The organism is Pseudomonas sp. J380 (assembly GCF_009827115.1).
GTDB lineage: Bacteria > Pseudomonadota > Gammaproteobacteria > Pseudomonadales > Pseudomonadaceae > Aquipseudomonas > Aquipseudomonas paracarnis.
Genome location: NZ_CP043060.1, coordinates 409525 through 428938 on the forward strand (window position 1 = coordinate 409525; position 19414 = coordinate 428938).

Annotated in this window: 19 protein-coding genes; 5 read left to right on the top strand and 14 right to left on the bottom strand. The window is 61.1% G+C overall.

All coding sequences use genetic code 11. The features are described 5' to 3' along the window. Positions 1-64 precede the first annotated feature (64 nt). Both FXO12_RS02080 and FXO12_RS02085 read right to left on the bottom strand, forming a co-directional pair. On the bottom strand, positions 65-1126 hold the full coding sequence (locus tag FXO12_RS02080; RefSeq protein ID WP_057974914.1) for an FUSC family protein: 1062 nt from the start codon (positions 1124-1126) through the stop codon (positions 65-67). Between the two features lie 163 nt (positions 1127-1289). Then, positions 1290-2906 (bottom strand): NADP-dependent glyceraldehyde-3-phosphate dehydrogenase, encoded by a 1617-nt coding sequence (locus tag FXO12_RS02085; protein ID WP_034127893.1) that lies wholly within the window; start codon positions 2904-2906, stop codon positions 1290-1292. 138 nt (positions 2907-3044) lie between these two features. Between FXO12_RS02085 and FXO12_RS02090 the strand changes: the two genes are divergently transcribed. Next, the gene (locus FXO12_RS02090; protein ID WP_054898718.1) at positions 3045-3905 is read left to right on the top strand and encodes a Dyp-type peroxidase; all 861 of its coding nucleotides are present in this window, start codon (positions 3045-3047) and stop codon (positions 3903-3905) included. Between the two features lie 31 nt (positions 3906-3936). Here the strand turns inward: FXO12_RS02090 and FXO12_RS02095 are convergent, their stop codons facing one another. Next, on the bottom strand, positions 3937-4458 hold the full coding sequence (locus tag FXO12_RS02095) for a DUF3087 family protein (RefSeq protein WP_057974913.1): 522 nt from the start codon (positions 4456-4458) through the stop codon (positions 3937-3939). Between the two features lie 114 nt (positions 4459-4572). Between FXO12_RS02095 and FXO12_RS02100 the strand changes: the two genes are divergently transcribed. Further along, positions 4573-4752: a hypothetical protein gene (locus tag FXO12_RS02100; protein ID WP_160049512.1), complete on the top strand. Its 180-nt coding sequence runs from the start codon at positions 4573-4575 to the stop codon at positions 4750-4752. A gap of 12 nt (positions 4753-4764) precedes the next feature. Then, entirely contained in the window at positions 4765-4965 is a 201-nt protein-coding gene (locus FXO12_RS02105) for a DUF6021 family protein (RefSeq protein WP_032902837.1), read from the top strand. Positions 4966-4995: 30 nt separating this feature from the next. Here the strand turns inward: FXO12_RS02105 and FXO12_RS02110 are convergent, their stop codons facing one another. Then, on the bottom strand, positions 4996-5232 hold the full coding sequence (locus FXO12_RS02110) for a DUF6555 family protein (protein ID WP_003192128.1): 237 nt from the start codon (positions 5230-5232) through the stop codon (positions 4996-4998). Between the two features lie 120 nt (positions 5233-5352). Here FXO12_RS02110 and FXO12_RS02115 point away from each other — a divergent pair, with 120 nt between their 5' ends. After that, positions 5353-6186: an arylamine N-acetyltransferase gene (locus tag FXO12_RS02115; protein ID WP_060773016.1), complete on the top strand. Its 834-nt coding sequence runs from the start codon at positions 5353-5355 to the stop codon at positions 6184-6186. Between the two features lie 125 nt (positions 6187-6311). Further along, entirely contained in the window at positions 6312-7064 is a 753-nt protein-coding gene (locus FXO12_RS02120) for an outer membrane beta-barrel protein (protein ID WP_034127889.1), read from the top strand. 349 nt (positions 7065-7413) lie between these two features. Here the strand turns inward: FXO12_RS02120 and nuoN are convergent, their stop codons facing one another. The 10 genes from nuoN to nuoE all read right to left on the bottom strand — a co-directional run bounded on the left by nuoN (position 7414) and on the right by nuoE (position 19414). Continuing rightward, complete coding sequence (nuoN, locus tag FXO12_RS02125) at positions 7414-8877, bottom strand: NADH-quinone oxidoreductase subunit NuoN (protein ID WP_003174731.1); 1464 nt, start codon at positions 8875-8877, stop codon at positions 7414-7416. 7 nt (positions 8878-8884) lie between these two features. Beyond that, complete coding sequence (gene nuoM / locus FXO12_RS02130; protein ID WP_014718913.1) at positions 8885-10417, bottom strand: NADH-quinone oxidoreductase subunit M; 1533 nt, start codon at positions 10415-10417, stop codon at positions 8885-8887. A gap of 55 nt (positions 10418-10472) precedes the next feature. Next, entirely contained in the window at positions 10473-12326 is a 1854-nt protein-coding gene (gene nuoL / locus FXO12_RS02135) for an NADH-quinone oxidoreductase subunit L (RefSeq protein WP_014718912.1), read from the bottom strand. After that, entirely contained in the window at positions 12323-12631 is a 309-nt protein-coding gene (gene nuoK / locus FXO12_RS02140; protein WP_003174727.1) for an NADH-quinone oxidoreductase subunit NuoK, read from the bottom strand. The genes nuoL and nuoK overlap by 4 nt, the downstream gene beginning before the upstream one ends. Before the next feature lie 2 nt (positions 12632-12633). Beyond that, positions 12634-13137 (bottom strand): NADH-quinone oxidoreductase subunit J, encoded by a 504-nt coding sequence (gene nuoJ, locus FXO12_RS02145; protein WP_003174726.1) that lies wholly within the window; start codon positions 13135-13137, stop codon positions 12634-12636. A gap of 9 nt (positions 13138-13146) precedes the next feature. Then, positions 13147-13695: an NADH-quinone oxidoreductase subunit NuoI gene (gene nuoI, locus FXO12_RS02150; RefSeq protein WP_003174725.1), complete on the bottom strand. Its 549-nt coding sequence runs from the start codon at positions 13693-13695 to the stop codon at positions 13147-13149. A gap of 11 nt (positions 13696-13706) precedes the next feature. Beyond that, entirely contained in the window at positions 13707-14714 is a 1008-nt protein-coding gene (nuoH, locus tag FXO12_RS02155; RefSeq protein ID WP_003174724.1) for an NADH-quinone oxidoreductase subunit NuoH, read from the bottom strand. Then, positions 14711-17425: an NADH-quinone oxidoreductase subunit NuoG gene (gene nuoG / locus FXO12_RS02160; protein WP_057974911.1), complete on the bottom strand. Its 2715-nt coding sequence runs from the start codon at positions 17423-17425 to the stop codon at positions 14711-14713. The genes nuoH and nuoG overlap by 4 nt, the downstream gene beginning before the upstream one ends. A 136-nt stretch (positions 17426-17561) precedes the next feature. After that, complete coding sequence (gene nuoF / locus FXO12_RS02165; RefSeq protein WP_057974910.1) at positions 17562-18920, bottom strand: NADH-quinone oxidoreductase subunit NuoF; 1359 nt, start codon at positions 18918-18920, stop codon at positions 17562-17564. Further along, on the bottom strand, positions 18917-19414 hold the full coding sequence (gene nuoE, locus FXO12_RS02170; RefSeq protein ID WP_003174721.1) for an NADH-quinone oxidoreductase subunit NuoE: 498 nt from the start codon (positions 19412-19414) through the stop codon (positions 18917-18919). Before nuoE ends, nuoF begins: the two co-directional genes overlap by 4 nt.

A 19414-nucleotide genomic window follows, 5' to 3' on the forward strand; every position in this document is an offset into this window, starting at 1 on the left:
GTGAAAAATATGTAAGAGAAAGTGTGAATGTGTCGATGTACGTAAAGCTGCTCTCCAGCTGTCGCTAAATCTTCCAGCGTGCGGCACTTTTGCCAAGCCGTTGACGCATCTGATCGACGTTCGCCGCCAGTTGCAGGGTCAACAGGCGATACCCATCCAGCGCGCTGTAAACCGGTGCATCAAGCGCAGGCTCGCTGGCATGGGCGTGACCGGTACGCTCCAATCGCTCCGTCACCCCCGATTTCAACGCGCGTGCCATCCCCACCAACTGCACCCGAATTTGCCGATGCTCGGCTTTCAACATGACTTGCATCCGAGCCGTGGCCTGCTCATCACGCGGGTCTGGCCGGGTATTGCCCAGAATCTCCAGGGTGCTGATGCACAGGCGCAGGTGACGCTGGATCGCGTCCAGTTCAGTCATGGAAATCCGCACTTCCTTGGACACCGACGGCATCAACGAACGCAGTTGCACCATCGCCCCGTTCAAACGGTTGAGCAGCTTGAGGTGTTCATCGTCAGTCACGGACTGGCCATTGATGATCCGGTTATAAATCTGCGCGCAGTCACGCAGGGCGCTGGCCAGGTTGTAGCGCCACGAATACACGGCGTACAACGGCAAGGCAAAGGAAAACGCCAGGGCCAGCACAATGCCGATGAGGATATCGACGGTGCGCCACAGGCCATCGGAGATCGGGTTGTCGCCATGGCCGGCGACGATAAACACCGTGATCGCCGACAGCAGCGCGATATAACCGCCCTTGCCGATGGCGTGATAGGAAAAGAATCCGCACACCACGGACATCAACAGATAGGTGAGCAACGGCAGGCCGAAGTAAGCCTGTTGTACCACCAGCAGCAAGCCGACGCTGGCGCCGATCAAGGTGCCGTAGGCGCGTTCGACGGCTTTCTTGCCGATATTGCCGTGGTGCTGCAACCCGCCGATGACGATCAGCATGGTCACCGACGCCCATTCACCGTGGGGCAGGTTGAGGCCGGTGGTCAGCAGGATGGTTGCCAGCAAACCCACCGATACGCGCGCGGCGTGGATCAGCTTGGCATGGCGAAAGCGGCGGTAGGGGTCGAGCAAGGGGCGCAGCAGGCGCCGGGCAAAGAAGGGCAGGTTCATCAGTCTTAAAATGGCCTCAAATGTATGAATGTGCTTGATCAAATGTGGGAGCTGGCTTGCCTGCGATAGCATCACCGCGACCTGACTGAAAGACCGAGGAGCTGGCATCGCAGGCAAGCCAGCTCCCACACTGACCTGTCTGCACATTGGAACGGGGTTGGCTTCAGAAGATGTAGTCGGTGGTCAGGAAACTCGAATCGCGGTTGCGCAAAATATCGCTGACCAACGCCTTGTTACTCTCCTGGAACTTGGTCGCCACCAAGGTGCGGATCGAGAACACGCGCAAGGCGTCATGCACCGACAACGTGCCCTCGGCCGAGTTCTTGCGCCCGTTGAAGGGGAATGTGTCCGGACCGCGCTGGCATTGGGCATTGATATTGATACGGCCCACCTGGTTGGCGAAGGTGTCCACCAGGCGTCCGACTGCCACGGGGTCGGTGCCGAAGAGGCTCAACTGCTGGCCGAAATCCGAGTCCAGCACGTAGTCGATCACGGTCTCCAGGTCACGATAGGGCACGATCGGCACCACCGGGCCGAATTGCTCTTCGTGGTAGACGCGCATCTGCGGGTTTACCGGGTACAGCACCGCCGGGTAGAAGAACGAACCACGGCTGCTGCCGCCCTCGGGGTTCATGACCTTGGCGCCATGGCGCGCCGCATCGGCCACCAGTTCGCTGAGGTAATCGACCTTGCCCACTTCCGGCAGTGGCGTCAGCGCCACGCCATCCTCCCACGGCATGCCGGGCTTGAGCGTCGCCAGCTTGGCGTTGAATTTCTCGATAAAGCGCTCGACCACGTCTTCATGCACGAACAGGATCTTCAACGCGGTGCAACGCTGGCCGTTGAACGACAGCGAACCGGTGACGGCTTCGTTCACCGCATTGTCCAGGTCCACTTCGGGCAGCACGATCCCCGGGTTTTTGGCATCCAGGCCCAGCGCAGCACGCAAACGGTGCGGCTTGGGGTGCAGCTTTTTCAGATCACTGGCGGCCTTGTTGGTGCCGATAAACGCAAAGATGTCGATCTTGCCGCTGGCCATCAGCGCGCTCACGGTCTCGCGGCCGCTGCCGTAGATCACGTTGATCACCCCGGCCGGGAAGCTGTCGCGGAAGGCTTCCAGCAAAGGGCGGATCAACAGCACACCCAGCTTGGCCGGCTTGAACACCACGGTATTGCCCATGATCAAGGCCGGGATCAGCGTGGTGAAGGTCTCGTTCAACGGGTAGTTGTAAGGCCCCATGCACAACGCCACGCCCAGGGGCACGCGGCGGATCTGGCCGAGGGTGTCCTGCTCCAGTTCAAAACGACTGCTGCGGCGGTCGAGTTCCTTGAGGGCATTGATGGTGTCGGTGATGTAGTCGCAGGTACGGTCGAATTCTTTCTGCGAGTCCTTGAGGTTCTTGCCGATCTCCCACATCAGCAGCTTGACCACCGCATCGCGCTGTTCGCGCATGCGCCTCAAAAACGCTTCGACGTGCTGGATACGCTCGACCACGCGCATCGTCGGCCATGCACCCTGGCCACGGTCGTAGGCGCGCACGGCAGCATCCAGGGCGGTGAGGGCGGTGTCGGCATCCAGCAACGGCGTGCTGCCGATGTGTACACGCTCATCACCCAGTTGCACGGGGCTTTGCACGCGGGCGAGCGGGCCGTTCCACACCTGCAACTGGCCATCGACCAGGTATTCACGTTGTTCAATGGGCGCCGCCAGGCGAAATTGCTCGGGAATCTGCGCGGTGGAGGTGGGAAACAGCTGGGCGAGCAGGTTGCTGGTGGTCATGTCGCTACCCCTGGAATAGTTGCAAAACATGACTAGAGAGTCACCCAACAAGCGGCTCTAACGCAAGGCTTGCGCGCATTCTTGTTCGCAGGGTGGTGTACGCCGGGTAAACTGCGCGGCTTTTCAGAAGGAGTTCACATGAGTCAGTACCAGCCGGGCATTCTTGCCGCACCGGTGCCTTTGCAGGCCCGCCATCTGTTTTTTGCCCTGGATTCGTTGCAAGCCGTGCCCGCTGCGCTGGACGCGCTGGTGCAGTTGACGGATGCGGCGGCCGTGGTGGGGTTCGGTGAGCCGCTGGTAAAAGCGCTGGGTGCCCCGATCCCAGGGCTGCGCTCATTCCCGGCCGTTAGCGGCCCTGGCGCGCACAACCCGTCGACTCAGCAGGCGCTGTGGGTATGGTTGCATGGGGTGGATCGCGGTGAGTTGTTGCTGCGCAGCCGTGCCGTGGAAAAAGCGCTGGCTCCGGCGTTTCGACTGGTGCAATCGACTGAAGGTTTCCGCTACAAGACCGGCTTTGACCTGACCGACTACGAAGACGGCACCGAAAACCCCCACGACGATGCCGCCGTGCAAGCCGCGCTGACCGACACCGGCGCCAGCTTCGCCGCGATCCAGCAATGGCAGCACGACCTCGACGGTTTCGCCGCATTGCCTGCCCAGGAGCGTGACCACATCATTGGCCGCCGCCATGGCGACAACGAAGAACTCGACGACGCCCCGGAATCGGCCCATACCAAGCGCACTGCCCAGGAAAGCTTTACCCCGGAAGCCTTCGTGGTACGTCGTTCGATGCCCTGGGCCGAGAATGGTCAGGCGGGGTTGATGTTCCTCGCGTTTGGTCATTCATTCGATGCGTTTGAAGCGCAGTTACGACGCATGAGTGGGTTGGAAGATGGGATTGTCGATGGCCTGTATCGCATCAGCAAGCCGCTGACCGGAGGCTATTACTGGTGCCCGCCGGTGAGGGAAGGGCGCCTGGACCTGAGTCTGGTTTTTTAACCGCCTTAATGCCTGCTTCCTGAGGTACGCTTCAAGCGCTTTTGAGCGCTTCCAGCCACGCGGGATCGAGCCGGGTTTGTTCGGTGTCGATCCCCGCTGCGTGCATCCTCGCCTTGTGTGCTTCGATTTCGCCGACCAGTTGCGCCTGGGCGCTGGAGTTGGCGTCCAGCTCGTGCATCTGCGTCAGCCCCAAGTGATAGAAACGCAACAGCTTGATGGCAGTGGGGTCGTTGGCTTGCACCCGCTCGGTGACCTTGTGCATCACATTGGTCACGCTCATCAGGCTGCGCTTGAGTTGCCAGCCATACACCGCCGGCGCCAACCAGGCCTGGCTCCAGAACGGGCCACGCACCAGCGCGACCGTGATCAACACCCCGGCGAAGACGCCACCGACATTGAAGCGAAAATTGTCACCGCCAGGCTCACCGAACAGCATCACCGCCAGGCTCGACAGCAGCATGGCCAAGGCCAGGAACAGCGCCGCGACGATCAACGTGCTACGGCGGGTCTGTTGGCGATAGGCAGTGGGGTCGCAGGGTTTGAGTTCGAACATCCGGGGCAGGTCTCCAAAAAGGGCGGTCATCTTCTCACGCCTGGCGCAATGAAGTTGAACGATGGCGCGGGGCGGTTTCTCTAAAATGGTGAACCCCTCATGAGGTCAGTCATCATGTCTGAACACAAGCAGCCACCCCCAGGTACACCGGATGCGAACCGTACGCCGGGTGAGGAGGAGCGTGATAACGATGCGTTGCGCCCCAACGATCCCAAAGAGCGCAGTCCGGACAACGATGTCGAGCGCGTCGAAGAAGACCTGGAAAACCTCCACGACAGAGCCCGCCCGCTTTAGCAGGAGAATATGATGAACAAACCTACCGATGGTCCCTCTTCCAACGAACACGCCAGTGGCAAGGATGAACTGGGCTTCGACCCGGATTCGCCGGATGTAGCCGACCCACAGGTCGATCCCATCGGCCCGGCTATTGCGCCGTTGGACAAAAAGGACGACGAGACAGCGAAAAAAAAGCCGCCCTACGATCCGTTGGGCGACTTGAAGCAATGAACCGAGCCCCGCCGTTATGCGGGGCTTTGTTTACCTAGGCGGCGACCAGCTGACGTCGCTGATACCGTATTTTTCCGCCCAGGGCCGGGTGGTCTTTTTCACCTGTTCGTGACCTACGCGGCCGATGCGGCTGACATGGGCAATGTCGGCATCGACGGCCGCCCAATGCCAGGCCTCGGCGTTGTTCATCACTTCGGCGCGCACCACGAAAGACTTGGGTTTACCGTGTAGCTGATAGTGGACGGTGTAGATTTTTGCGGTACTCATGCTGCCTCCCAATCTTGTTATAGATGGATAGGCCGGCGCTCCAAAAGGTTCATTCAAAATGACAACGCACGCAGAGGCGCGGCATAGTGACGCTCTTGCCCCGCGCCCAAGGACCGTGCCATGCACACACTCACCGATAGCCGCCTGTACCTGCAACGCCTGGGCTATGCCTCGCCACCGCCGCCCACCCTGCAAACCCTGCGGGACTTGCAACTGCGCCATGTGTGCAGCTTTGCCTTTGAAAGTCTGTCGACGTTGATGCATGCACCGGTACCGATCGACCTGCCCAGCGTTGAGCGCAAGGTGCTGCACGAGGGGCGCGGCGGCTATTGCTACGAGTTGAACCAGCTGTTCCTGGCACTCTTGCAGGAGTTGGGCTTCGAAGCCCGTGGCATCACCGGGCGTGTGGTGATCGGCGGCCCACCAGACGCCCACACTGGGCGCACCCATCGCTTGAGCCTGGTGACCCTCGACGGCGTGCGCTATATCACCGATGTCGGTTTTGGCGGCATGGTGCCCAGCAGCCCGTTGCAACTGGACAACGACGCACCCCAGGCCACCGCTCATGAGCCTTATCGCCTGACGCTCAAAAACGCCAGCTACACGCTGTGGGCGCAGGTGGGCGAGGAGTGGCGTGGCCTGTACGTGTTCGATCTGCAAACCCAGGCCGACATCGACTATGAAATCGGCAACTGGTACGTCTCCACGCACCCAGGCTCCCCGTTTGTAGGGCAGTTGAAAGCCGCGTTGCTTGCGCCTGGCAGGCGCCATACGTTGGCCAACGCCCGCTATGCGGTTCATTACCTGGATCGGCCCAGCGAGAAGCGCAAGCTGGAGAGTGCTGATGAGTTGCTGACGTTATTGCGCGACACCTTCGGCATTTGTTTGCCGGCTCAGCCGCAACTTCGCGAAGCGGTTGAGCACCTGATCAGGGCCGATCTCGAAGAGTATTGAGATAGAGCCTTCGCTGAACCGTTTTTTCTCCATTTTGGTGCAAATCAGTTCGAACTTTTTGCAAACGCCAAGGTTCGAACCGATTCCTGAATACTTTGCCCACCTTAAAATGGAGATGTAAAACGATGTCCAAACTATTCGGAAAATTCCTCAAGAACACCTCGTTGCTGGCCCTGGTGGCTGCGCCTGGCGTGGTGTTCGCAGCACCGTCCACCGACCCGATTTCCACGTTCGGGATCATGGGCAGCTACAACGACTTCAAACTTGAAGGCGGCAGCGAAAGCGACAAGGACCACATGCCCGAAGCCGGCCTGTTCTACAACTTCGGCAACAAGCTCACCGCCGAGTCGGGTTTTATCTACCAGGCCGGTATCGAAGCCAAGTACGGCGAAAAAAGCGATAACAAACTCAAGGAAGGCCAGGCCGACCTCGACCTCGGCTGGCGTGCCGCGCTGGATGCGCGCAACTTCGTCGATGTGATCGTGGGCGGTGGCTACACCTGGACCCGCTACGAGCCGGACACCAATGGCTACGACATGAAACTCACCAACAAGTCGCCGTTTGCCAAGGCCGCTCTGGGCTACAACCACCAGTTCGATGACATGACCCTGCGCGTTGAAGCCGGCGCCCGTCACACCATCGACGGCCGCGCCAAGCTCAAGGTGGACGGCGTTGGCAGCGACAGCGTGGACCTCAAGGACCGCACCAACCCTTACGCCGAAGTCAGCCTGCTGATGAACCAGAAGGGCGACCTGCCAGTGATGGCGGGCCTGTACTACACCCGCACCGAGTACAAGCTCGATAACGACTCCTATGTGGCCGACAACACCAAGCTCAAGCGTGATGAGTATGGTTTCAAGGTGGGTATCGCGTTCTAAGGTTATCGCCCGGGCAAACCGCAAGTTTGAACACAAACGCCTCGATGTGAATCGAGGCGTTTTTATATCTGTAGCCACAATATGGGCAAAGAGGGCCAGTATATTGAGGGCATGTAGGAGCGAGCTTGCTCGCGAAAAACTCACAGGCGCCGCGTTTATTCAGGAAGCACGCATTATCGTCGACGTTTTTCGCGAGCAAGCTCGCTCCTACAGGGGAACGCATTCCAAATGTGGGAGCGGGCTTGCCCGCGAAGGCGATGATGAATGCACCGCCTCTCTAATACCTCGCCCCTGAAACGCAAAACGGCGCCCAAAGGCGCCGTTCTGTTTAGTGCATCAACCTAAGCGATCAAACGCCCAGCACCGCGTGCTGCACCAGGGTGAGCAACGGTTGTGGGTACACGCCCAGGAAGAACGCGAGCAGGGCGATGGCCAGCAGCATGACGCCGCCTGCCTTCTGTTCCCAATGCAGCTCGGCATCCACACGGCGCAGGTTTGGCTCGATCAGGTACAGGGTGACCATCACGCGCAGGTAGTAGAACACGCCGATGGCGCTGCCCAGTACCAGCGAGGCAACCAGCCACCATTCGTGGGCTTCGACACCGGTCGCGACAATGTAGAACTTGCCGATAAAGCCCGCCGTCAGCGGAATGCCGGCCAACGACAGCATCATCACGGTGAGCACGGCGGTCAGGTACGGACGGCGCCAGAACAGGCCGCGGTATTCGTACAGGGCGTCGGCGTCACGGCCTTTATACGGCGACGACATCAAGGTGATGACGCCGAACGCACCCAAGCTGGTGATCACGTAGGTGACGAGGTACACGCCAATGGCTTCCACGGCCAGGCCTTTGCTCGCCACCAGGGCGATCAGCAGGTAGCCGAAGTGGGCGATGGACGAATAACCCAGTAGACGCTTGAGGTTGTTCTGGGTCAGCGCCAGCAGGTTACCGAACAGGATCGACGCAATGGCGATCACGGTCAGCACGTTGCTCAGCACGCCGGTGTTGGCGGCAGGGGAGATCTGGAACAGACGCACCATCACTGCAAACACGGCCACTTTCGACGCGGTCGCCAGGAACGCGGCCACCGGCGCCGGGGCGCCTTCGTACACGTCGGGGGTCCACAGATGGAACGGCACCAGCGACAGCTTGAATGCCAGGCCGATCAGCATCATCGCCAGGCCCAACTGGGCAATCGGCGCCGGGCTGTTGGTGGCGGCCAGCGCGTGGCCGATACCGGTGAAGCTCAGGCTGCCGGCTTCGGCGTAGAGCAGGGCCATACCGAACAACAGGAACGCGGAACCGGCGGCCGACAGCACCATGTACTTGATGCCGGCTTCCAGGGAGCGCTTGTTGAAGAAGGCGTAGGCCACCAGGCCGTAGGTCGGGATCGACAGCAGTTCCAGGCCGATGAACAGGCCCGCCAGGTGCTGCGCGCTGACCAGCACGATACCGCCGGCCGCAGCCAGCAGGATCAGCAGGTACAGCTCTTCGCGGTTGCCCGGGTAGCCGGTGCCGCCTTCGCCGAGGTAGGCGTGGGCGAGGGTGACGCAGGCCAGGGTCGCCACCAGGATCAGGGCGATGTACAGCAGCGCGAAGTCATCGACCATCATCAATGGCGTGACTGCCAGTGGCGCGACCTTGAGGGCCGGGATGATCGACAGCAGGGCCAGGTTCAACCCGGCGCAGGACAGCAGGAACGTTTGCGAGTGATTGCGGCGCCAGGCGATTGCCAGCATCACCACCACGATGGTGAGGCTGGTAATCAGCAGCGGCGCAAGCGCGATAAAGTGTTGGATCGTGAATTCCATAGCGCTCTTACCGGGCCGAAGCGAGTTGAGAGAAGGCGGTGCCGAACCACTGCTGCACGCCATGCATCGTTGCGGCAGAAGTGTCCAGGAACGGTTGCGGGTACACGCCGATGAAGATCAGCAACACCGCAAGGCCGAGCACCATGATCAGTTCGCGCGCATCCATCCCTTGCAGGACGGTGTCGGACTTGGCCGGGCCGAAATAGGCGCGGTGGATCATGATCAGCGAGTAGACCGAACCGAACACCAGGCCGGAGGTGGCGATGGCGCTGATCCACGGCGTCTGCACAAAGGCACCCATCAGGATCAGGAACTCGCCGATGAAGTTACCGGTACCCGGCAAGCCCAGCGACGCGGCGGCAAAGAACAGGCTGATCGCCGGCAGGTAAGCGATGCGCGACCACACGCCACCCATTTCACGCATGTCACGGGTGTGCAGGCGCTCGTACAGCTGACCACTGAGGATAAAGAGGGCAGCGGCCGAAACACCGTGGGCCAACATCTGGATCACCGCACCCTGCAGCGCCAGTTGGCTGCCGGAGTAGATACCGATCAGTACGAAACCCATGTGGGAAACGGACGAGAAGGCAATCAGACGCTTGATGTCGGTTTGCGCGAAAGCCAGGAACGCACCGTAGAAGATCCCGATCAGACCCAGGGTCATGGCAATCGGCGCGAATTCGGCCGAAGCATTCGGGAACAGCGGCAGGGCGAAACGCAGCAGGCCGTAGGCAGCGGTCTTCAACAGGATACCGGCCAGGTCCACGGAACCGGCAGTCGGCGCCTGGGCGTGAGCGTCAGGCAACCAGGAGTGGAACGGCACCACCGGCAGCTTCACCGCGAAGGCGATGAAGAAGCCCAGCATCAGCACGTACTCGGTGGTCAGCGACATCTTGGTTTTCAACAGGTCGGCGTAGTTGAAGGTAATCACGCCGGTGTTGTTGAAGTTGACCAGGACCAGACCCAGGATCGCCACCAACATGATCAGGCCGGAAGCCTGGGTGAAGATGAAGAACTTGGTCGCTGCGTAGATCCGGGTTTTCTTGCCGTCCGAAGAGCTGTGACCCCAGAGCGCGATGAGGAAGTACATCGGCACCAGCATCATTTCCCAGAAGAAGAAGAACATGAACAGGTCGAGGGCGAGGAACACGCCGACAACGCCGCCCAGGATCCACATCAGGTTCAGGTGGAAGAAGCCCACGTGACGCTGGATCTCTTTCCAGGAGCAGAGTACCGAGAGGATACCCAGCAGGCCGGTCAGCAGGATCATCAACAGCGACAGGCCGTCGAGGGCCAGGTGCACATTGATGCCGAAGCGCTGGATCCACACGTGCTTGAATTCAAGCGCGAAGGTGGGATCGACACCCGGTGCCGGAGCGAATGAATAGTCACCGTGGGCCCACAGCCAGAGGCCGAGCGCGAGTTCCAGGGACATGGTCAGCAACGCAATCCAGCGGGGGAGGGTGGCGCCGAAGCGTTCACCCATCCAGCAGAGCAGGCCGCCGATAAAGGGGATCAGGATTAGCCAGGGCAGAATCATGACGGGCTCGTTTCCTTTCGCAAGTTCGCAAAGTACGCAGTGCACTTAAACATAGTCAGACCGCTACCACGACGATGGCGCCGATCACCAGAACGGCACCCGCCGCCATGGACGCTGCATACCAACGCAATTGGCCGGTCTCGCTGCGGCTCAGGGCGGTGTGACCGGCCTTGGCGGCACGCGGGATCAAACCGATGGTCTGGTCGAGCGGGTCTTTGCGCAGCACGTGGCTGATCGCAAGGTAAGGTTTGACGAACAGTTTGTCGTAGATCCAATCGAAGCCCCAGGCAGCGAACCACCAGGCCGACAGGAAGCGACCAATGCCACTGTTGGCCACGGCAGTCACGAAGCGACGCTTGCCGAGGAACAGCAGAGCCGCCAGCAGGATACCGGCGATGGCGATGGCGCCCGAGGCGATTTCCAGGCTGTGCTGGGCTTCGCCGCCGGCATGGCCGACGCTTTGTGGCAATACACCGTGCAGTGGCGGGGTGATCATCGCACCGACGAAGGTCGACAGGATGATCAGCACCGACAGTGGCAACCAATGGGAGATGCCGTGGCCTGCGTGCGCTTCGGTCTTGGCTTCACCGTGGAAGGTGATGAAGATCAGGCGGAAGGTGTACAGCGAGGTCATGAACGCACCTACCAGGCCTGCGTACAGCAGGTTCTGGTTACCGCTGGCGAAAGCTTCCCAGAGGATTTCGTCCTTGGAGTAGAAGCCTGCGGTTACCAGCGGCAGGGCCGCCAGGGCGGCACCACCGACGATGAAGCTGGCGTAGGCCAGTGGCAGTTTCTTCCACAGGCCGCCCATCTTGAAGATGTTCTGCTCGTGGTGGCAGGCCACGATCACCGCACCGGAGGCGAGGAACAGCAGGGCCTTGAAGAACGCGTGGGTCATCAGGTGGAAGATCGCCGCGTCCCAGGCGCCGACGCCCAGGGCCAGGAACATGTAGCCGATCTGGCTCATGGTCGAGTAGGCGAGGATACGCTTGATGTCGGTCTGCACCAGCGCGGCGAAGCCGGCCAGTACCAGGGTCACGCCGCCGACGATACCCACCAGGTGCAGGATGTCCGGCGCCAGGGTGAACAGGCCGTGGGTACGGGCGATCAGGTAGACACCGGCGGTTACCATGGTGGCGGCGTGGATCAGTGCCGATACCGGGGTAGGACCGGCCATTGCATCCGCCAGCCAGGTTTGCAGCGGCAGTTGCGCAGATTTACCCACGGCGCCACCCAGCAGCATCAGGGTAGCCAGGGTGATCCAGAAGTCGCCGACCTGGAATTTCTGCGGTGCCAGCACCAGCAGTTCCTGGATGTTCAGCGTGCCCACCTGTTGGAACAGGATGAACAGGCCGATGGCCATGAACACGTCGCCGATGCGGGTGACGATAAACGCCTTGAGTGCTGCGTTACCGTTGTTGCGGTTGCTGTAGTAGAAACCGATCAACAGGTACGAGCACAGGCCCACGCCTTCCCAGCCGAAGTACAGGAACAACAGGTTATCGCCCAGCACCAGGAACAACATGCTGGCGATAAACAGGTTGGTGTACGAGAAGAAACGCGAGTAGCCCGCTTCACCGCGCATGTACCAGGACGCGAACAGGTGGATCAGGAAACCCACACCCACCACTACGCCGAGCATGGTGATCGACAGGCCGTCGATGTAGAGGGCGAAGTTGGGCTTGAAGCCCTCGACCGCCATCCACTGCCACAGCACCAGGGTGTAGTGACCGCCTTCTGGCGGCGCCACGTTGAATTGCCAGATGACATAGGCGGCCACGATGGCCGACAGGCCGATGGAGCCCACGCCGATCAGGGCCGAGAGGTTTTCCGACCAGCGTCCGCGAGAGAACGACAGCAGCAGGAAACCGATCAGGGGGAATACGAAAGTCAGAAAGATCATGTTCATCCGCGCATCTCACTGGCAGCGTCGATATCAAGCGTGTGGAAGCGACGATACAGCTGCAGCAGGATCGCCAGGCCAATACTGGCTTCGGCGGCTGCCAGGCTGATCACCAGGATGAACATGACTTGTCCATCCGGCTGGCCCCAACGTGCGCCTGCCACGATGAACGCCAGTGCTGCGGCGTTCATCATGATTTCCAGGCTCATCAACACGAACAGAATGTTACGGCGAACCATCAGGCCGACCAGGCCAAGGCAGAACAGGATGCCGGCGACCGCCAGACCATGCTCCAAAGGGATAGCAGGCATCGTCATTGCTCCTTGGCTTCGTTGCGGCCCAAGTGGAAGGCAGTGATGGCTGCGGCGAGCAGCAGCATCGAAGCCAGTTCGACCACCAGCAGGTACGGGCCGAACAGGCTGATGCCCACGGCTTTCGCGTCTACGGTGGTGTGGCCGATGGCCTGGCCGCTCTGGTGAGCGAACAGCACATACAGCAGTTCACCCAGCAGCAGGGCTGCGAGGACAACCGGGCCGAGCCAGATGCCGGGCTTGAGCCAGACGCGCTCCTGGGCGACCGAAGCCGGCCCCAGGTTGAGCATCATCACCACAAACACGAACAGCACCATGATGGCGCCGGCATAGGCGATCACTTCCAGCACACCGGCGAACGGTGCGCCGAGGCTGAAGAAGGTCATGGCCACGGCGATCAGCGAAATGATCAGGTAGAGCAGGGCGTGCACGGGGTTAGTGTTGGTGATCACGCGAAGCGTGGACACCACTGCAATACCCGATGCGAAATAGAAAGCGAATTCCATCTTTCTTCCTTAAGGCAGCAAGCTCTTCACGTTGATCGGCTCGGCTTCGTTTTGTGCGGCGCCTTTTGGCTTACCGGCAACGGCCATACCTGCAACACGATAGAAGTTGTAATCAGGGTTTTTACCGGGACCAGAGATCAAAAGATCTTCTTTCTCGTACACCAGGTCCTGACGTTTGAACTCGGCCATCTCGAAATCCGGTGTGAGCTGGATCGCGGTGGTCGGGCAAGCTTCCTCGCAGAGGCCGCAGAAAATGCAGCGCGAGAAGTTGATGCGGAAGAAGTCCGGGTACCAGCGACCGTCTTCGGTTTCAGCTTTCTGCAGGGAAATGCAACCCACCGGGCACGCCACGGCGCACAGGTTGCAGGCTACGCAACGCTCTTCGCCGTCGGGGTCGCGGGTCAGTACGATGCGGCCGCGATAGCGCGGCGGCAGGTACACCGCTTCTTCGGGGTATTGCAGGGTGTCGCGTTTGCGAAAGCCGTGACCGAACACCATCACCAGGCTTCGCAACTGGGTACCGGTACCCTTAACGATGTCGCCAATATATTTGAACATGGGTCAAATCCTCACTGAACCGCGGCAGCTGGCGTGTTCAACAACACGACGGCAGCCGTCACCAGCAAATTGATCAGGGTCAGCGGCAGGCAGAATCTCCAGCTGAAATCCATCACCTGGTCATAGCGCGGGCGCGGAATCGAGGCGCGCAGCAGGATGAACAGCATGATGAAGAACGCGGTCTTCAGGAAGAACCAGAAGAAGGCCAACTGCGGCAGGATGCCGAACGGACCGTGCCAGCCGCCGAAGAACAGCGTGACCAGCAGGGCCGAGATCAAGATGATGCCGATGTACTCACCGACGAAGAACATGCCCCACTTCATGCCGGCATATTCAATGTGGTAACCGTCGGCCAGTTCCTGTTCCGCTTCCGGCTGGTCGAAGGGGTGACGGTGAGTCACGGCCACGCCAGCGATGAAGAAGGTGCAGAAGCCGAAGAACTGCGGAATGATGAACCACAGGTTCTGCGCCTGGTACTCGACGATGTCGCGCATGTTGAACGAGCCAACCTGCACCACGATGCCCATCAGTGCCAACCCCATGAACACTTCATAGGATACGGTTTGGGCCGAGGCACGCAAGCTGCCCAGCAGGGCGAACTTGTTGTTGCTCGACCAACCGGCGAACAGCACCGCGTATACCGACAAACCGGCCATGGCGAAGAAGAACAGCAAGCCGATGTTCAGGTCCGCCACGCCCCAGGTCGGGGTGATCGGGATGATTGCAAACGCAATCAGCAATGCGCTCATGGCTACCACCGGTGCCAGGGTGAAGATCACCTTGTCGGCAAACGGCGGGGTCCAGTCTTCCTTGAAGAACATTTTCAGCATGTCGGCAGCGATCTGGAACATGCCGAACGGGCCAACGCGGTTCGGACCGTAACGGTCCTGCCACCAGCCCAGCAGGCGACGTTCGACGAAGCTGAGCAGGGCGCCCGCGACGACCACGGCCAACAGGATCACGATGGCCTTGACCACCGAGATGATCACGTCAATTACTTCCGGCGTGAACCAAGTCATTGCGCTGCCTCCTGCAGACCGTCAACGGTTTTGCCGAAAATGGCAGGCGGAATACCGGCGATGCCTTTAGGCAGTGCAACCAGGCCGGCACCCAACTCATCGTTGATACGCAGCGGCAGACGCAAGGTCTGGCCGGCCACGTTGAGGCTGAGCAGGGCACCGTCGTTGACGCCCAGGCGGTCGGCTTCGGACTTGGCCACGGACACATAGGCGGCAGGAATGCGCTCTTGAACCGGCGCGGCCTTGGAAGAAGTTTCTTCGCTGCCGAACAGGTGGAAGAACGGCACGACTTGCCAAGTGCCCGGCGCCGGGTTGAACGGACGCGGTACCGCAGCGAACCAGTTCAGCGAGTCACCGCTGGTTTCGATCAGGCGAGTGCCCGGGTCGCCAGCGCGGATGTGACCACCGACTTCGTCCTGGAACTTGTTCCAGGCCTGCGGCGAGTTCCAGCCCGGCGACCAGGCAAATGGCACCTGCTGACGCGGTTCGGCCGAACCCGAATAACCTTCCATGGAGAAGGCAAACGCGGTGTCGTTGTCTTGCGGGGTACGTGGCTCGTGCACGCTGATGTCAGCACGCATGGCGGTACGACCGGAGTAACGCAGCGGCTCACGTGCCAGTTTCAGGCCCTTGATGCGGAACGCGGCAGAAGGCGCGGCATCCACGATACGAGCAAGCTGCGGCGCGCTGGCGGCGGTGGCAGCAGTCACGTGGTCGAGTTGGGTCCAGTCGATCGGCTGGTTCAGCAGGGTGGCGCGCAGGGCATGCAGCCAGCGCCAGCCTTCGTGCACCAGGATGTTGGCGTCCATGTACTTCGGATCGAACACCTGGAAGAAGCGCTGGGCGCGGCCTTCCTGGCTGACCAGTGTGCCGTCGCCTTCGGCGAAGGTGGCGGCTGGCAGCACCAGGTCGGCGCGGTCGCTGGTGGCGGTCTTCTGGTGGTCGGCGACGATCAGCACTTTGGCCGCGTCCAGTGCAGCGTCAACCTTGGCGGCAGCGGTGCGGGTGTACAGGTCGTTTTCCAGCACCACGATGGCGTCGGCGTTGCCGTCGATCACCGCTTGCAGCGCCGCGTCCACGGACTCGCCACCGAGCATTGCCAGGCCCAGGCTGTTGGCTTCCGGCACCACCAGGCTGATGGAGCCATTTTTGTCGCGCAGCTTAAGGGCCTTGGCGATGTTGGCGGCGGCTTCGATCAGCGCCTTGGAACCCAACGAGGTACCGGCAATGATCAGCGGGCGCTTGGCCGCCAGCAGGGCGTCGGCAATGCGCTGAGCCAACTCGACAGCTTCAGCGTCCAGGCCTTCAACGGCGGGTGCGCTGGCGTCGAGGGCGTGGGCCACGGCGAAACCGAGGCGCGCCAGGTCGTCCGGCGCGGCGTGTACGCATTCTTCAGCGATGTCGTCGAGCTTGGTTTCAGCCAGGGAAGCGATAAACAGCGGGTTCAGCGCGTGCTGGCCGATGTTCTTCACGGCGGCGTCAAGCCAAGGCTGTACGCGCATGGCGTCGGCCATTTCTTCGGCCTTGCCTTTGACCGACTGACGCAGTGACAGCGCGATGCGCGCAGCGGTCTGGGTCAGGTCTTCACCGAGTACGAAGATCGCATCGTGGTCTTCGATGTCGCGCATGTTCGGCACTGGCAGCGGGCTGTCGTTCAGCACTTGCAGGACCAGGCGGATGCGCTCCAGTTCACCGGCTTCGATGCCGCTGTAGAAATGCTCTGCACCCACCAGTTCACGCAAGGCGAAGTTGCTTTCGAGGCTGGCGCGTGGCGAACCGATACCGACGATAGTGCGCCCGCGCAACAGGTCGGCGGCTTTATCCAGCGCGGCGTCCAGGCTCAGCTTGGCGCCATCGGCCAGCAGGGGCTGGCGTGGGCGGTCTTCGCGGTTGACGTAGCCGTAGCCGAAACGGCCACGGTCGCACAGGAAGTACTGGTTGACCGAACCATTGAAGCGGTTTTCGATACGACGCAGTTCGCCGTAGCGCTCGCCCGGGGAGATGTTGCAACCGCTGGAGCAGCCATGGCAGATGCTCGGCGCAAATTGCATGTCCCACTTGCGGTTGTAGCGCTCGGAGTGGGTCTTGTCGGTGAACACACCGGTCGGGCAGACCTCGGTGAGGTTGCCGGAGAATTCGCTTTCGAGCACGCCGTCTTCAACGCGACCGAAGTACACGTTGTCGTGGGCGCCGAATACGCCGAGGTCGGTGCCGCCGGCGTAGTCCTTATAGAAGCGCACGCAGCGGTAGCAGGCGATGCAGCGGTTCATTTCGTGGGAAATGAACGGGCCGAGGTCCTGGTTCTGGTGGGTACGCTTGGTGAAGCGATAACGGCGCTCGTTGTGGCCAGTCATCACCGTCATGTCTTGCAGGTGGCAGTGACCGCCTTCCTCACAGACCGGGCAGTCGTGGGGGTGGTTGGTCATCAGCCATTCGACAACGCTGGCGCGGAACGCCTTGGATTCTTCATCGTCGATGGAGATCCAGGTGTTGTCGGTGGCTGGGGTCATGCAGGACATGACGATACGACCACGGGTGTCGTTTTCGTCTGTGTATTGCTTGACCGCACACTGGCGACAGGCACCGACGCTACCGAGAGCGGGGTGCCAGCAGAAATACGGGATGTCGAGGCCGAGTGACAGACATGCCTGTAACAGGTTGTCCGCCCCATCGACTTCGAGCGCTTTGCCGTCTACGTGGATAGTGGCCATGGTTCAAAGTTCTTCGTTGGCCCGTTGTCAGCGGGCGTGGCTAATGGAATCTTGTTATTCATGTGCATCTACACAGCCTTTGCGGCGTCAGCACATGAGAAAAGCGAAGGGCACGGACCCTTCGCTTCTTTAAGCTCTACGCACCGACCATGGTCGGTGATACCACCTGAGTGAGTTCGCCCGCGCGTGTTGGCGCGATGCCGGCCTCGAATTCAGGGCGGAAGTATTTGATTGCGCTGCCCAATGGCTCCACGGCGCCCGGTGCGTGAGCACAGAAAGTCTTGCCTGGGCCGAGGAAGCCGACCAGGCCGAGCAGGGTTTCGATGTCACCCTCGCGGCCTTCGCCATTTTCCAAAGCCATCAGCAGCTTGACGCTCCACGGCAAACCGTCGCGGCAGGGGGTGCAGAAACCGCAGGACTCGCGGGCAAAGAACTGCTCCATGTTGCGCAGCAACGAGACCATGTTCACCGTATTGTCCACCGCCATCGCCAGGCCAGTACCCATCCGGGTGCCCACCTTGCCGATGCCGCCGGCATACATCTGTGCGTCGAGGTGCTCGGGCAGCAGGAAACCGGTGCCGGCGCCACCTGGCTGCCAAGCTTTCAAGGTGTAGCCGTCGCGCATGCCGCCGGCGTAGTCCTCGAACAGCTCGCGAGCGGTCACGCCGAACGGAAGCTCCCACAGGCCAGGGTTCTTGACCTTGCCGGAGAAACCCATGAGCTTGGTGCCCATGTCTTCGCTGCCCTCGCGAGCCAAGGATTTGTACCAGTCCACGCCGTCGGCGATGATCGCCGGCACGTTGCACAGGGTCTCGACGTTGTTCACGCAAGTCGGCTTGCCCCACACGCCCACGGCGGCGGGGAAGGGCGGCTTGGAGCGTGGGTTGGCGCGGCGGCCTTCGAGGGAGTTGATCAGTGCGGTTTCTTCACCGCAGATATAACGCCCGGCGCCGGTGTGCACGAACAGTTCGAAGTCGAAACCGGAGCCGAGGATGTTCTTGCCCAGCAGGCCGGCGGCCTTGGCTTCTTCCACGGCACGGTTGAGGTGCTTGGCGGCGGTGGTGTACTCGCCACGCAGGAAGATATAGCCACGGTAGGTCTTGAGCGCACGGGCGCTGATCAACATGCCTTCGATCAGCAGATGGGGCAGTTGCTCCATCAACATGCGGTCTTTCCAGGTGTTGGGCTCCATCTCATCCGCGTTGCACAGCAGGTAGCGGATGTTGATGGATTCGTCTTTGGGCATCAGGCCCCATTTCACGCCGGTGGGGAAACCCGCACCGCCGCGACCTTTGAGGCCGGCGTCCTTCACGGTCTGGACGATATCGTCCTGGGCCATGTCGGCGAAGGCTTTGCGCGCTGCGGCGTAACCGTTCTTGGCCTGGTATTCGTCAAGCCATACCGGCTCGCCGTCGTCACGCAGGCGCCAAGTCAGCGGGTGAGTCTCGGCCGAACGCTTGATCAGGTTGGCCGGGCCGAAGGAAGTCAGGGTCATGGGTAGCCCTCGAGCAATTGGGTGACGCCAGCGGGCTGCACGTCACCGAATGTGTCGTCGTCGATCATCAACGCCGGCGCCTTATCGCAGTTGCCCAGGCAGCACACCGGCAGCAGCGTGAAGCGGCCGTCCGGGGTGGTCTGGCCGAGGCCAATGCCCAGCTTGTTCTGGATCTCGCTGACCACCGACTCATGGCCACCGATGTAGCAGACCATGCTGTCGCACACGCGAATGATGTGGCGGCCAACCGGCTGGCGGAAGATCTGGCTGTAGAACGTCGCCACGCCTTCAACGTCGCTGGCGGGGATGCCAAGGATCTCGCCAATGGCGTAGAGGGCGCCGTCGGGCACCCAGCCACGTTCCTTCTGGACGATCTTCAAGGCTTCGATCGACGCCGCGCGCGGGTCTTCGTAGTGATGCAGCTCGTGCTCGATGGCCGAGCGCTCGGTTTCACTCAAGGTGAAACGGTCTGTCTGGATAAGCGTGCTGTTCAT

Coding starts and splice junctions, on each gene's coding strand:
- FXO12_RS02120 (WP_034127889.1), top strand. CDS start 6,312: ATGTCCAAACTATTCGGAAAATTCCTCAAGAACACCTCGTTGCTGGCC.
- nuoL (WP_014718912.1), bottom strand. CDS start 12,326: ATGAACATGATCTTTCTGACTTTCGTATTCCCCCTGATCGGTTTCCTG.
- nuoK (WP_003174727.1), bottom strand. CDS start 12,631: ATGCCTGCTATCCCTTTGGAGCATGGTCTGGCGGTCGCCGGCATCCTG.
- nuoF (WP_057974910.1), bottom strand. CDS start 18,920: ATGACCCTGACTTCCTTCGGCCCGGCCAACCTGATCAAGCGTTCGGCC.
- nuoG (WP_057974911.1), bottom strand. CDS start 17,425: ATGGCCACTATCCACGTAGACGGCAAAGCGCTCGAAGTCGATGGGGCG.
- nuoH (WP_003174724.1), bottom strand. CDS start 14,714: ATGACTTGGTTCACGCCGGAAGTAATTGACGTGATCATCTCGGTGGTC.
- FXO12_RS02100 (WP_160049512.1), top strand. CDS start 4,573: ATGTCTGAACACAAGCAGCCACCCCCAGGTACACCGGATGCGAACCGT.
- FXO12_RS02080 (WP_057974914.1), bottom strand. CDS start 1,126: ATGAACCTGCCCTTCTTTGCCCGGCGCCTGCTGCGCCCCTTGCTCGAC.
- FXO12_RS02095 (WP_057974913.1), bottom strand. CDS start 4,458: ATGTTCGAACTCAAACCCTGCGACCCCACTGCCTATCGCCAACAGACC.
- FXO12_RS02090 (WP_054898718.1), top strand. CDS start 3,045: ATGAGTCAGTACCAGCCGGGCATTCTTGCCGCACCGGTGCCTTTGCAG.
- nuoN (WP_003174731.1), bottom strand. CDS start 8,877: ATGGAATTCACGATCCAACACTTTATCGCGCTTGCGCCGCTGCTGATT.
- FXO12_RS02115 (WP_060773016.1), top strand. CDS start 5,353: ATGCACACACTCACCGATAGCCGCCTGTACCTGCAACGCCTGGGCTAT.
- FXO12_RS02105 (WP_032902837.1), top strand. CDS start 4,765: ATGAACAAACCTACCGATGGTCCCTCTTCCAACGAACACGCCAGTGGC.
- nuoI (WP_003174725.1), bottom strand. CDS start 13,695: ATGTTCAAATATATTGGCGACATCGTTAAGGGTACCGGTACCCAGTTG.
- nuoE (WP_003174721.1), bottom strand. CDS start 19,414: ATGAACAGCACGCTTATCCAGACAGACCGTTTCACCTTGAGTGAAACC.
- FXO12_RS02110 (WP_003192128.1), bottom strand. CDS start 5,232: ATGAGTACCGCAAAAATCTACACCGTCCACTATCAGCTACACGGTAAA.
- FXO12_RS02085 (WP_034127893.1), bottom strand. CDS start 2,906: ATGACCACCAGCAACCTGCTCGCCCAGCTGTTTCCCACCTCCACCGCG.
- nuoM (WP_014718913.1), bottom strand. CDS start 10,417: ATGATTCTGCCCTGGCTAATCCTGATCCCCTTTATCGGCGGCCTGCTC.
- nuoJ (WP_003174726.1), bottom strand. CDS start 13,137: ATGGAATTCGCTTTCTATTTCGCATCGGGTATTGCAGTGGTGTCCACG.